A 12644-nucleotide genomic window follows, 5' to 3' on the forward strand; every position below is an offset into this window, starting at 1 on the left:
GAGCAGAGTGAATCGTGAAAAGTGTCGCTAGCTTAGCCTTTTGCCAGCCTCGGGTGAAAGCATTGCCGAAGGCTGTAATGAATGCGAATGAAACCAGATGTTATAAGGACGTTGCGGGTTGCCCGGTGCAGGGTGGCATGAATGCCGACATCTGTCGGTTATCTCAGGTAGAATGCGCGCCCGGTTTTTGGAGAAGATCATGACCCTGCTCAAATTCAGCGATGTGTCCCTTGCTTTCGGCGCCATGCCGTTGTTGGACAAGGTGTCCTGGCAGATCGCCCGTGGTGAGCGGGTGTGCATCATCGGCCGTAACGGTACAGGCAAATCCAGCATGTTGAAGTTGGTCAAGGGCGTGCAGAAGCCCGATGACGGCGCTGTCTGGCGTGCGCCTGGCCTCAAGATCGGCGAGTTGCCACAGGAATTGCCCGTGGCCGATGACCGGACGGTCTTCGACGTGGTTGCCGAAGGTCTGGATGGCGTGGGTGCCTTGCTCGCCCAATACCACCACCTTGCCCAGAACTGCGTGACCGAGGACGACCTCAACAAGCTCATGCATGTCCAGCAGGAACTCGAAGCCCGTGACGGCTGGCGCCTGCAGCAACTGGTCGACAGTACCTTGAGCCGTCTGCAACTGCCCGCCGACAAGACCCTGGCCGAGTTGTCCGGTGGCTGGCGTCGTCGTGTGCTGCTGGCCCAGGCGCTGGTTTCCGAGCCGGATCTGCTGCTGCTCGACGAACCGACCAACCACCTGGATATCGGCGCAATCGCCTGGCTGGAAGAAGCCCTCAAGGATTTCCAGGGTGCTGTGTTGTTCATCACCCACGACCGGGCATTCCTGCAAAACCTGGCGACCCGTATTCTGGAGCTCGACCGTGGTGGCCTGATCGACTGGAATGGCGACTACGCCAGCTTCCTGGTTCACAAGGAAGCCGCGCTGGCTGCCGAAGAAACGGCCAATGCCCTGTTCGACAAGCGTCTGGCCCAGGAAGAAGTCTGGATTCGTCAGGGGATCAAGGCCCGTCGCACCCGTAACGAAGGTCGCGTGCGCGCCCTCAAGGCCTTGCGCGTCGAACGTAGCGAGCGTCGTGAGCGCACCGGCAAGGCCAATATCCAGCTCGATACTGCCGAGAAATCCGGCAAGCAGGTGATGGTGCTGGAAAACGTCAGCTTCGCGCATCCGGGTGGCCCGACGCTGATCAAGGATTTCTCCATGGTCCTGCAGCGCGAGGATCGTATCGGCCTGCTGGGTGCCAACGGTACCGGCAAGACCACATTGCTCAAGCTGATGCTGGACAACCTGCAGCCTACCGAAGGCAAGGTGGAGGTCGGCACTCGCCTGGACGTTGCCTACTTCGACCAGTTGCGTCACCAGCTCGACCTGGAAAAGACCGTTATCGATAACGTGGCCGAAGGCCGTGACTTCATCGATATCGATGGTCAGAGCCGTCACGTCCTGAGCTACCTGGGCGATTTCCTGTTCAGCCCGCAGCGTGCGCGTACGCCGGTCAAGGCGTTGTCCGGTGGCGAGCGTGCCCGTCTGTTGCTGGCCAAGCTGTTCAGCAAGCCGGCCAACCTGCTGGTGCTCGACGAACCGACCAACGACCTGGACGTGGAAACCCTGGAGTTGCTCGAAGAAGTGCTGCTGACCTTCAAGGGCACGGTGCTGATGGTCAGCCACGACCGTGCATTCCTGGACAACGTGGTCACCAGTACTCTGGTCTTCGAGGGTGAGGGCAAGGTTCGTGAGTACGTCGGCGGCTATCAGGACTGGTTGCGTCAGGGCGGTTCGCCGCGCTTGCTGGGTGTCACCGACACCAAGTCAGGCAAGGCCGAGCTGAACACTGCCGTGGTGCAGGCTGCGCCTGTAGCGGCTCAGGAAATGCCTGTTGCCAAAAAGAAGCTCAGCTACAAGCAGCAACGTGAGCTGGAAGCCTTGCCGGGGCAGATCGATGAAGTGGAAGGGGCGATTGCCGCTCTGACTGCAGAAATGGCCGAGCCGGGTTTCTATCAGCGCTCTTCCGAGCAGACCACTGCCGTGCTGGCGCAGGTCGAGAGCATGCAGGCGCAGCTCGATGCGTTGCTGGAGCGCTGGGCCGAACTGGACGAGTGAGCCGAACCCGGTAGGAGCGAATTTATTCGCGAGACGTCATTGAGGGCGATACGTTTTTCGGATGTATCGGCCTTTCGCGAATGAATTCGCTCCTACGCCGGTAGTTTGATGCAAAAAAGCCCGGGACAGATGCCCGGGCTTTTCGCTGGTAAATATGTTTACTCAGGCTTCTTGAGGCGTACAGCCAGCACATCGCAAGGTGCGCCATGCAGGACGTCATTGGCGGTCGAGCCCAGTAGCAGCGCCAGGCCGTGGCGGCCATGGCTGCCAACGACGATCAGGTCGCACTTCTGGTTCTTGGCCAGTTGATGGATTTCCTGACGAGGCTGTCCGTAAACCAGATGGCTTTCGCCTGCCTTGATGTCCGGGTACTTTTCCTTCAGTTTTTCCAGCTTTTCCTTGGCTTGATCGAACTGCTGCTGTTGCAGTTGCGACAGATCCATCGGAACGTCGCCCCCGAAGGCCATCGCCATGGGTTCGACAATATGCACCATTGACAGGGTTGCGTCGCTGGCCTGGGCCAGTACACGGGCGCGACGAATGACTGGATCGCACTCTTCAGTGAGGTCAATGGCAACCAGGATGTGTTGATACGACATGAGGAGGTCCTCCGAGAGGATTGCGATAATGGTGAGTATGGCTTCTTCGCACGCTTATGGGCAGACCCTTTTGCAAGCCATTGTTCTTGTGATTGTTTTTAGGCTTTGTACGAAAAGTGGCTGTGCTCGGTGATGCTGCGTTAAAAACAGGCTCGGAATGCTCATTTACAACACGTAAACTCCGCTTCCTTGCCTGTTTTTGCCTTGCCTGACCTTCGCTCGCCGACTTTTCGTACAGAACCTAGTGATGCGAAAGCTGGCGAGCAAGGGCGCTATCCGCTCTGCGGTTCTTTCGGGTGATCTCCTTTTCGACGCGCATTTGATGCCGGGTATTTCCGGATGCGGCGACTTTTCGTACTGAGCCTGATTGGGCGGGGACAAGAAATATGACGACCTTGGTGGTTCTGTCAATCATTTGTGTGATGTTGAGCCCGCTCGTATGGCTGCGGCCCTCACGTCAGCAGAGCGGCAGAATGGCTTTGCGCCTGGAGGCCCGGCGTCTGGGGATGGCCATGCAATTGGCACCTCAGGAATGGCCGCACTGGCTTGCCAAGGAGCCGCCAAGCCCTTGCGCTCAATATCACCGGCCTCGTTCGGGAGCGCAGATGGCATGTTGGGCCTACTGGCAGAGCGAACCGGGTGTCTGGCTCAATCGCTGGCGCGAGCCCTGTGAGGACGCCGGGCTGCTAAATCATTTCAATACGTTGCCGGCGGACGTGTTCAAGGTGGAGGCTGACGGGCAGATGATTGCGCTGTACTGGGGGGAGAGGGGAGAGCCGCAGGTCTTGCTGAAAATTGATGCCGTTCTCAAGGCGCTGGCCTGAGAAACGATTGATTTGCAGGCATTAAAAAGCCCGATAACAGCATCGGGCTGGGGGTTGGCCAGGCAGGCCGATAATTCTGGGTGCTACGGTGCAATGCCGTAGATCACCGATCTGCTCGTATGCGGTTCATTTCGCGATGAACGGCTTCTCATGCAGTGCGCTGACTGTAGACCTTCCGCTCTGTTTTGTCGCGTTTTTCCTGAGTCTTTTTCGTCTGTGAGCATCAACGGTGCAAAAAAGGCCATGCGGGCTTTGCTGCGAGCTTTGCATTATCACTTTTTTGAATGGGCCCAAATCAAACTTGGGGCCTGGGTGACGATCCGGTCTGCAATCTGGCCAATCCGCCGTTTTTATTGATGTTTCGTCGAATTGACAATTATCGGGTTTTGCCTGATGGTGTGCATACCCAAATCAAACGGGCGTATGAATTGATCGTTTGGTCGTCAGACGGCTCTGACAGAACTCTGACTACCACGTCGGCGGGTGTGCTTGATTTGGCGTGTTCATCGACGGCGACGTCGTAGTCTCGTCGAACGTTAACGTTCGGCGAGTATTGTTCAGCTTCCCTATTGTGGAGATCAGTTGATGATTTACGAAGGTAAAGCCATCACGGTTAAGGCTCTTGAAAGTGGCATCGTCGAGTTGAAATTCGACCTCAAGGGTGAGTCCGTCAACAAGTTCAATCGCCTGACCCTGAACGAGCTGCGTCAGGTGGTGGATGTCCTCAAGGCCGACGCTTCTGTCAAAGGTGTGATTGTCACCAGCGGCAAGGACGTGTTCATTGTCGGCGCCGACATCACCGAGTTCGTTGACAACTTCAAGCTGCCGGAAAGCGAGCTGGTTGCCGGCAACCTTGAGGCCAACAAGATCTTCAGTGACTTCGAGGACCTGGGAGTTCCTACGGTGGTTGCCATCAATGGCATCGCACTGGGCGGTGGCCTGGAGATGTGTCTGGCAGCGGATTACCGTGTCATCGCCAGCACGGCGAAGATTGGTCTGCCAGAGGTCAAGCTGGGCATTTACCCCGGATTTGGCGGCACGGTTCGTCTGCCGCGCATCATCGGGGCCGACAACGCCATCGAATGGATCGCCTCCGGCAAGGAAAACACTGCTGACGACGCGCTCAAGGTCGGCGCTGTCGATGCCGTGGTCATCCCTGAAAAACTTCAGGCCGCAGCCCTGGACCTGATCAAGCGCGCCATCAGCGGCGAGTTCGATTACAAGGCCAAGCGTCAGCCGAAGCTGGACAAGCTCAAGCTCAATGCCATTGAACAGATGATGGCATTCGAAACAGCCAAGGGTTTTGTCGCAGGTCAAGCCGGACCGAATTATCCGGCTCCCGTAGAAGCAATCAAGACCATCCAGAAAGCCGCCAACTTCGGTCGCGACAAGGCTCTGGAAGTCGAAGCTGCCGGTTTCGTGAAAATGGCCAAGACTTCTGCCGCGCAGAGTCTGATCGGCCTGTTCCTGAACGATCAGGAACTGAAAAAGAAATCCAAGGCTTACGATGCGCTCGCCAAGGACGTGAAACAGGCGGCCGTACTGGGCGCCGGGATCATGGGCGGCGGTATCGCTTATCAGTCGGCGGTGAAAGGCACGCCGATCCTGATGAAGGATATCCGCGAAGAAGCCATCCAGTTGGGCCTCAATGAAGCTTCCAAGCTGCTGGGCGGCCGTGTCGACAAAGGCCGTCTGACACCTGCCAAGATGGCTGAAGCCCTCAATGCGATTCGCCCGACCCTGTCCTATGGCGATTTCGGCAACGTCGATCTGGTGGTCGAAGCCGTGGTCGAGAATCCCAAGGTCAAGCAGGCCGTGCTGGCTGAAGTTGAAGCCAATGTGGCTGAAAACACCATTCTGGCCTCCAACACCTCGACCATTTCCATCAGCTTGCTGGCTCAGGCCCTCAAGCGTCCGGAAAACTTCGTCGGTATGCACTTCTTCAACCCGGTACACATGATGCCGCTGGTCGAAGTCATCCGGGGCGAGAAGTCCAGCGAAGAAGCCGTGGCAACCACCGTTGCCTACGCCAAGAAAATGGGCAAGAACCCGATTGTGGTCAACGACTGCCCGGGCTTCCTGGTCAACCGTGTCCTGTTCCCGTACTTCGGTGGTTTCGCCAAGCTGATCAGCGCCGGTGTGGACTTCGTACGCATCGACAAGGTCATGGAGAAGTTCGGTTGGCCCATGGGGCCTGCGTACCTGATGGACGTGGTCGGTATCGACACCGGTCACCATGGTCGTGACGTCATGGCCGAAGGTTTCCCGGATCGCATGAAGGACGACCGTCGTTCTGCCGTGGATGTGCTGTATGAGGCCAGGCGCCTTGGCCAGAAGAACGGCAAGGGCTTCTATGCCTACGAGACAGACAAGAAGGGCAAGCCTAAAAAGGTCAGCGATCCTGCCGTACTGGACGTTCTCAAGCCGATTGTCTACGAGCAGCGTGAAGTGAGCGATGAAGACATCATCAACTGGATGATGATCCCGCTGTGCATGGAAACCGTGCGCTGCCTGGAAGACGGCATCGTTGAAACCGCCGCTGAAGCCGACATGGGCTTGATCTACGGCATCGGTTTCCCTCCGTTCCGTGGTGGTGCGCTGCGTTACATCGACTCCATCGGCGTCGCCCAATTCGTTGCCCTCGCTGACCAATATGCCGAGCTGGGTGCCTTGTATCAACCGACCGCGAAGCTGCGTGAAATGGCCAGTAAAGGCCAGAGCTTCTTCGGTTAAGCGCCTTCTGAGGAATGAACGTATGAGCTTGAATCCAAGAGACGTCGTGATTGTCGACTTCGGTCGCACCCCGATGGGCCGCTCCAAGGGCGGCATGCACCGCAACACCCGCGCTGAAGACATGTCGGCGCACCTGATCAGCAAGCTGCTGGAGCGCAACGCGAAGATCGACCCGGCCGAGGTGGAAGATGTCATCTGGGGCTGCGTCAACCAGACCCTGGAGCAAGGCTGGAACATCGCGCGCATGGCGTCGTTGCTGACCCAGATCCCGCACACCTCGGCGGCCCAGACCGTGAGCCGCCTGTGTGGTTCGTCCATGAGCGCGCTGCATACCGCGGCACAGGCAATCATGACCGGCAACGGCGATGTATTCGTGATCGGTGGTGTCGAGCATATGGGCCACGTCGGGATGATGCATGGCGTCGACCCGAACCCGCACATGTCCCTGTACGCCGCCAAGGCGTCGGGCATGATGGGCCTGACTGCCGAAATGCTCGGCAAGATGCACGGCATTACCCGTGAGCAACAGGACGCCTTCGGTCTGCGCTCCCACCAGCTTGCCCACAAGGCAACGCTTGAGGGCAAGTTCAAGGACGAGATCATCCCGATGCAGGGTTATGACGAAGACGGTTTCCTCAAGGTTTTCGACTATGACGAAACCATCCGTCCCGATACCACCCTTGAAAGTCTTGCGGCGCTCAAGCCTGCATTCAACCCCAAGGGCGGTACTGTGACGGCGGGTACGTCATCGCAGATCACCGATGGTGCGTCGTGCATGATCGTCATGTCCGCCCAGCGTGCCAAGGACCTGGGTATCCAGCCGATGGCAGTGATCCGCTCCATGGCTGTGGCGGGCGTTGACCCGGCAATCATGGGTTACGGTCCTGTGCCGGCAACTCAGAAAGCCCTCAAGCGCGCAGGTCTGAGCATTGCCGATATCGACTTCTTCGAGCTCAATGAAGCCTTCGCTGCACAGGCCTTGCCAGTGCTCAAGGATTTGAAAGTGCTCGACAAGATGAACGAGAAGGTTAATCTGAACGGCGGTGCTATCGCCTTGGGCCATCCGTTTGGATGTTCCGGTGCGCGTATTTCGGGTACTTTGCTCAATGTAATGAAGCAGAATGGCGGCAATCTCGGTGTCTCGACCATGTGCATTGGTCTGGGGCAGGGCATTTCCACTGTTTTTGAACGCATCTGAGTTTTTCGGGGCCTGTTGTTGTCAACAGGCCTTGAAATGATGCGAGCCGGGGCCGGGTCCCCGGCTTTTGTATTTTGGAAAAAGCAATTTTTTTACCCGTTGTTTCAGTCATGTTTCACGAGGGCAACAGCATGCAATTACAGCCAGGGCTCTACCGCCATTACAAAGGCCCGGAGTACCGGGTGTTCAGCGTTGCGCGGCATTCCGAGACCGAGGAAGAAGTGGTGTTCTATCAGGCTCTTTACGGTGATTTCGGGATGTGGGTACGTCCTTTGAGCATGTTCCAGGAGTCCGTCGAGGTTGACGGCGAGCAAGTGCCACGCTTTGCTTTGGTTCAGGTTGAGCCAAGTCTCTTTACCCGTCCGTGAGTCGGGATCGCACAACAGCCTGTGCTTGACCTCACTCTGTTGCCACTATATATAGCGTGGCCTTTATAAGCTGCACTCCGTCTTTCATCTAGTTTTCAGGAATTTTCTGATCCATGGGCAAATCGCTGGTCATCGTGGAATCCCCGGCTAAGGCCAAGACCATCAACAAGTATTTGGGCAACCAGTACGTGGTGAAGTCGAGTATCGGCCATATCCGAGACCTGCCCACCAGCGGTTCGGCTAGTGCCGCCAAGGAACCTGCCGCAAAGCGTGGCAAGGCAACTGCGAGCGAAGCGCCCGCACTGAGTCCCAAGGAGAAGGCCCGGCGCCAGTTGGTGTCGCGCATGGGCGTCGACCCCGAACACGGCTGGAAGGCCAAATACGAAATCCTTCCCGGCAAGGAAAAGGTGATCGAAGAGCTGCGCAAGCTCGCCAAGGATGCCGACACCATCTATCTCGCAACGGACTTGGACCGCGAAGGGGAAGCCATTGCCTGGCACCTGCGCGAAGCCATCGGTGGAGATGACAGCCGCTTCAAGCGCGTGGTGTTCAACGAAATCACCAAGAAAGCCATTCAGGAAGCCTTTTCAAAGCCAGGCGAGCTGGATATCGCCCGTGTGAACGCCCAGCAGGCCCGTCGCTTCCTCGATCGCGTCGTGGGCTATATGGTTTCGCCGCTGCTCTGGCAAAAGGTCGCTCGTGGCCTGTCTGCCGGGCGTGTGCAATCGGTTGCCGTGAAGCTGGTGGTTGAGCGTGAGCGTGAGATTCGCGCGTTCAATCCTGAAGAGTATTGGGAAATCCATGCCGACCTGGGCACTGCCAAGGGCGCCAATGTGCGCTTTGAGGTCGCCAGGGAAAGCGGTGAGGCCTTCAAGCCGCTCAACGAAGCCCAGGCCATGGCGGCTCTGGAAAAGCTCAAGGCTTCCAGCTACAGCATCGTCAAGCGCGAAGACAAGCCGACCAGCAGCAAGCCGTCGGCACCGTTCATCACCTCCACTCTGCAGCAGGCTGCCAGTAACCGCCTGGGCTTTGGCGTGAAGAAAACCATGATGATGGCCCAGCGCTTGTATGAAGCGGGCTACATCACCTACATGCGTACCGACTCCACCAACCTGTCGGCCGATGCCGTCAGTATGGCGCGCACCTACATCGAGACTGAGTTCGGCAAGAAATACCTGCCGGAATCACCGAACGTCTACAGCAGCAAGGAAGGCGCACAAGAGGCTCACGAAGCGATTCGTCCGTCCGACGTCAATACCCATCCAAGCAAGCTGACAGGCATGGAGCGTGATGCCGAGCGCCTTTACGAGTTGATCTGGCGCCAGTTCGTGGCCTGCCAGATGCCTCCGGCTCAGTACCTGTCGACCACGGTCAGCGTTGCTGCCGGTGATTTCGAGCTGCGTGCCAAGGGCCGCATCCTGAAGTTCGACGGTTACACCCGCGTATTGCCGCAGATATCCAAACCGGGCGATGACGGCGTGTTGCCGGACATGGCTCAGGGCGAAACCCTGAAACTGGTGACACTGGACCCGAGCCAGCACTTCACCAAGCCGCCAGCGCGTTACTCCGAAGCAAGCCTGGTCAAGGAAATGGAAAAGCGCGGTATCGGTCGTCCTTCGACCTATGCGGCGATCATTTCGACCATTCAGGACCGTGGCTACGTTGCATTGCATAATCGCCGTTTCTACTCGGAAAAAATGGGCGATATCGTGACCGGTCGCCTGTCCGAGAGCTTTTCCAATCTGATGGACTACGGCTTTACCGCCGGGATGGAAGAGAACCTCGACGATGTGGCCCAGGGTCAGCGTGACTGGAAGAATGTGCTGGACGAGTTCTACGGCGACTTCCGCAAGAAGCTCGAAGTGGCCGAGGCTCCCGACAGCGGCATGCGCGCCAACCAGCCGGTAATGACCGACATTCCGTGCAAGGTGTGTGGTCGCCCGATGCAGATCCGTACCGCGTCGACTGGTGTATTCCTCGGTTGCTCGGGCTACAGCCTGCCGCCGAAGGAGCGCTGCAAGGCAACGGTCAACCTGACGCCCGGTGACGAGATCGCCGAGGATGACGAAGGTGAGTCCGAATCCCGCGTATTGCGTGGCAAGCATCGCTGCCCGGTCTGCAGCACGGCCATGGATGCCTATCTGCTGGATGAGAAACACAAGCTGCATATCTGCGGCAACAACCCGGATTGCTCGGGTTACGAGATCGAAGAGGGTACTTACCGGATCAAGGGCTACGAAGGTCCGAGCCTTGAGTGCGACAAGTGCGGCAGTGAGATGCAGCTCAAGACCGGGCGTTTCGGCAAGTTCTTCGGCTGTACCAATGCCGAGTGCAAGAACACCCGCAAGCTGCTCAAGAGCGGTGATGCCGCACCACCGAAGATGGACCCGGTGAAGATGCCTGAGCTCAAGTGCGACAAGGTTGATGACACCTACATCCTGCGCGACGGTGCTTCCGGCCTGTTCCTGGCCGCAAGCCAGTTCCCGAAGAACCGCGAAACCCGTGCGCCGTTGGTCATTGAGATTGTGCCGCACAAGGATGAAATCGATCCCAAGTATCACTTCCTCTGCGAAGCGCCGAAGAAAGACCCCGATGGCCGTCCGGCGGTAATCCGTTACAGCCGCAAAACCAAAGAGCAATATGTCCAGACCGAAGTGGAAGGCAAGCCGACCGGCTGGCGTGCTTTCTATGATGGTGGTGTCTGGAAGGTCGAAGACAAGCGCTGACCGAAGTTGCCCGGCGTCAGTCGGGCACAGGTTGTCCAGAGAGGCTCTTGGCGGGGTTGTCCTGTCGGGAGCTTTGGCGCTTGTGGCTATGTTCTTTTTATCTGACCGTTATGGAGAATGCTGCCATGGCTCATGAGCTCTATACCCGCACCAACCAGAAGATCTACTTTGCCGGGCTTGCGCTTGAAGCGCTGGGCAAGGCTGAAAAAGGGCAGGCCATCAATGCCCAGGCGCTGCTTCAGGCCGAGCGTGAAGCTGTCCTGTTTCATTTGTATGGCGCGCTGCTGGGGTTGTGTCATGAGATTGCCGGTTTCTACCGCTTGCCTCAGGCCAATGCGCCTCGTGCCGAACTGCTGCTGACTCAGGAAGTGCTGGATGCCGTGGCGATCCCGGAGATGGCTGAACTGGTCGAGCTGGCGCGGCATCGGGAAACCTGGCTGGCGCAGCTTCTTGCGGCCTACAACGCCTTGTTCGAGCCGCCTCGCGCACCCAAGGCCCCGAAGGGAGACGTGACCCAGCCGATGATTGTCGCGGTAAATCTGGATGATGAGCCTGCATATGAGTTGGGTCGTGAGGAACTGGAAGGCTGGCGGCAACAACTAAAGAGTCTGGCCATTCGTTTTCGTGAAGGCTTGAGCGAGTGCTAAAACCAATGATCTACAAGCTGGCAGACTGGTACAATGTCGGCCTTTCGCGGAGTATTTGTCCTGATGCCTACCTCTTTTCTTGAAATTGTCGAACTACCTGACGGCCGCATAGAGTTGCGTCGTGCTGATGATGAAGGGGCGCTGGTTACCCTTGATTTCTCGGCGGATGCCAAGTCTTTCATGCAGGGTCAGCATGTCGAGATTGCCAAGGCAATGCTGAGCGTAGGTGTGCAGATGGCTGGACGATTGGCTGAAGGTGAGCTTGAGAAGGACTCGGGGCCTCGGGTCCTTCATTGACGGCTGGGCAATCAATCAGCCCAGTCGAATATTCAAACTCTGCGCATCCCCGATCCGCGCCGCCTTCACCAGTTGCTGACGAGCAGCGGAGCCCAGCGGGTTTATCCAGCTGACTACCGTGTGACTGCGTCCCAGTCTGAGCGCTTCGCGAGTCAACTCCAGTGCGCTTTGATTTCCCCGAGGTTGCAATAGCAGGATTCGCTCTCTGTTGAGCCCTGCATCCCTCAGCCATGTCTGGGTAAGGCTTGGGGGCGGTGCAATCAGAGTCAGCCAGCGGTCGTTGGTGTCCTGGCTCAGTTCCCGAAGGATGGGTGCCATAAGACTGAGGCAGCTCCCGGCTGCACCACGCAACGTCAGTTCACTGAAGGCTTCTGGCTCGCTGCCCCAGGCCTTTTCGGTATCTTCGGCAATCATCGGGGCGAGTGGCTGGGCCAGGAACGCCTCGAACAGTGGTAATTGCGTGTGCGGTGCTTGATGGAACTGCATAACGTCTCCTTAGCGGCGAATGACGCCGACACTCAGGCCTTCGATCACCAGCTCCTGATCCTTGAGATCGACCTCGATGGGTGCGAACTCCGGGTTTTCAGCAATGAGCCAGACCTTGCTGCCTTCACGTTTGAAGCGTTTTACCGTGACCTCGTCGCCGATCCGTGCCACGACGATCTGGCCGTTGCGGGCCTCGCGAGTGGTATGCACGGCCAGCAGGTCGCCGTCCAGAATGCCGATGTCCTTCATGCTCATGCCGTGTACCCGAAGCAGGTAATCGGCACTTGGGTGGAAGAAGGTCGGGTTGATGTTGCAGGACTCTTCGATATGTTGCTGGGCCAGGATCGGGGCGCCGGCAGCAACGCGACCGATGATGGGCAGGCTGTTTTCGTCGGGCTTGGCTTCAAAGCCCGGAATGCGGATGCCGCGTGATGCGCCCGGAGTCATTTCAATGGCGCCCTTGCGGGCCAGTGCCTTGAGGTGTTCTTCGGCCGCGTTGGGAGATTTGAAACCCAGTTCCTGAGCGATTTCGGCGCGGGTAGGCGGGTAGCCATTGTCTTCGAGGCAGCGTTTGATAAAGCCCAGAATCTCGGCTTGGCGTGGCGTCAGTTTGATCATGGCGAGCGCTCTGTCTTTTTATACAGTGACTGGGATTA

The 12644-nt window shown here is 57.8% G+C and carries 11 protein-coding genes; 8 read left to right on the forward strand and 3 right to left on the reverse strand.

Features of this window, described 5'->3' with window-relative positions; all coding sequences use genetic code 11:
• Positions 1 to 199: 199 nt before the first annotated feature.
• Entirely contained in the window at positions 200 to 2110 is a 1911-nt protein-coding gene (locus JL015_RS11405) for an ATP-binding cassette domain-containing protein (protein ID WP_201002753.1), read from the forward strand.
• A gap of 158 nt (positions 2111 to 2268) precedes the next feature.
• On the opposite strand, the gene JL015_RS11410 is transcribed toward JL015_RS11405, so the two are convergent.
• On the reverse strand, positions 2269 to 2709 hold the full coding sequence (locus JL015_RS11410; RefSeq protein WP_201002751.1) for a universal stress protein: 441 nt from the start codon (positions 2707 to 2709) through the stop codon (positions 2269 to 2271).
• Between the two features lie 386 nt (positions 2710 to 3095).
• Between JL015_RS11410 and JL015_RS11415 the strand changes: the two genes are divergently transcribed.
• The 7 genes from JL015_RS11415 to JL015_RS11445 all read left to right on the forward strand — a co-directional run bounded on the left by JL015_RS11415 (position 3096) and on the right by JL015_RS11445 (position 11502).
• A complete protein-coding gene (locus tag JL015_RS11415; RefSeq protein WP_201018562.1) occupies positions 3096 to 3533 on the forward strand; it encodes a hypothetical protein in 438 nt (145 codons plus the stop codon).
• Positions 3534 to 4118: 585 nt separating this feature from the next.
• A complete protein-coding gene (gene fadB, locus JL015_RS11420; protein WP_201018563.1) occupies positions 4119 to 6266 on the forward strand; it encodes a fatty acid oxidation complex subunit alpha FadB in 2148 nt (715 codons plus the stop codon).
• 22 nt (positions 6267 to 6288) lie between these two features.
• Positions 6289 to 7464 carry an acetyl-CoA C-acyltransferase FadA gene (fadA, locus tag JL015_RS11425; RefSeq protein ID WP_201002745.1) on the forward strand — a complete coding sequence of 392 codons (1176 nt, stop codon included), beginning with the start codon at positions 6289 to 6291 and terminating at the stop codon, positions 7462 to 7464.
• Between the two features lie 131 nt (positions 7465 to 7595).
• Positions 7596 to 7832, forward strand: a complete 237-nt coding sequence (locus JL015_RS11430; RefSeq protein WP_201018564.1) for a DUF1653 domain-containing protein — start codon at positions 7596 to 7598, stop codon at positions 7830 to 7832.
• A gap of 113 nt (positions 7833 to 7945) precedes the next feature.
• Entirely contained in the window at positions 7946 to 10558 is a 2613-nt protein-coding gene (topA, locus tag JL015_RS11435; protein ID WP_201018565.1) for a type I DNA topoisomerase, read from the forward strand.
• Positions 10559 to 10683: 125 nt separating this feature from the next.
• Positions 10684 to 11205: a DUF6586 family protein gene (locus tag JL015_RS11440; protein WP_201002739.1), complete on the forward strand. Its 522-nt coding sequence runs from the start codon at positions 10684 to 10686 to the stop codon at positions 11203 to 11205.
• Positions 11206 to 11268: 63 nt separating this feature from the next.
• Positions 11269 to 11502, forward strand: a complete 234-nt coding sequence (locus JL015_RS11445) for a hypothetical protein (RefSeq protein ID WP_025260738.1) — start codon at positions 11269 to 11271, stop codon at positions 11500 to 11502.
• Between the two features lie 15 nt (positions 11503 to 11517).
• Here the strand turns inward: JL015_RS11445 and sulA are convergent, their stop codons facing one another.
• Positions 11518 to 11988 carry an SOS-induced cell division inhibitor SulA gene (sulA, locus tag JL015_RS11450; protein ID WP_201002737.1) on the reverse strand — a complete coding sequence of 157 codons (471 nt, stop codon included), beginning with the start codon at positions 11986 to 11988 and terminating at the stop codon, positions 11518 to 11520.
• A gap of 9 nt (positions 11989 to 11997) precedes the next feature.
• The gene (gene lexA, locus JL015_RS11455) at positions 11998 to 12606 is read right to left on the reverse strand and encodes a transcriptional repressor LexA (protein WP_025260736.1); all 609 of its coding nucleotides are present in this window, start codon (positions 12604 to 12606) and stop codon (positions 11998 to 12000) included.
• Positions 12607 to 12644 lie beyond the last annotated feature (38 nt).

Origin of the sequence: Pseudomonas cichorii, assembly GCF_015471405.1 — a bacterium.
Classification (GTDB): Bacteria; Pseudomonadota; Gammaproteobacteria; order Pseudomonadales; family Pseudomonadaceae; genus Aquipseudomonas; species Aquipseudomonas serbiensis.

Excerpts from the sequence above, each read along its gene's own strand:
- JL015_RS11410 (WP_201002751.1), bottom strand. The coding sequence starts at position 2,709 with ATGTCGTATCAACACATCCTGGTTGCCATTGACCTCACTGAAGAGTGC.
- fadA (WP_201002745.1), top strand. The coding sequence starts at position 6,289 with ATGAGCTTGAATCCAAGAGACGTCGTGATTGTCGACTTCGGTCGCACC.
- JL015_RS11440 (WP_201002739.1), top strand. The coding sequence starts at position 10,684 with ATGGCTCATGAGCTCTATACCCGCACCAACCAGAAGATCTACTTTGCC.
- sulA (WP_201002737.1), bottom strand. The coding sequence starts at position 11,988 with ATGCAGTTCCATCAAGCACCGCACACGCAATTACCACTGTTCGAGGCG.
- lexA (WP_025260736.1), bottom strand. The coding sequence starts at position 12,606 with ATGATCAAACTGACGCCACGCCAAGCCGAGATTCTGGGCTTTATCAAA.
- JL015_RS11405 (WP_201002753.1), top strand. The coding sequence starts at position 200 with ATGACCCTGCTCAAATTCAGCGATGTGTCCCTTGCTTTCGGCGCCATG.
- JL015_RS11430 (WP_201018564.1), top strand. The coding sequence starts at position 7,596 with ATGCAATTACAGCCAGGGCTCTACCGCCATTACAAAGGCCCGGAGTAC.
- fadB (WP_201018563.1), top strand. The coding sequence starts at position 4,119 with ATGATTTACGAAGGTAAAGCCATCACGGTTAAGGCTCTTGAAAGTGGC.
- JL015_RS11445 (WP_025260738.1), top strand. The coding sequence starts at position 11,269 with ATGCCTACCTCTTTTCTTGAAATTGTCGAACTACCTGACGGCCGCATA.
- JL015_RS11415 (WP_201018562.1), top strand. The coding sequence starts at position 3,096 with ATGACGACCTTGGTGGTTCTGTCAATCATTTGTGTGATGTTGAGCCCG.
- topA (WP_201018565.1), top strand. The coding sequence starts at position 7,946 with ATGGGCAAATCGCTGGTCATCGTGGAATCCCCGGCTAAGGCCAAGACC.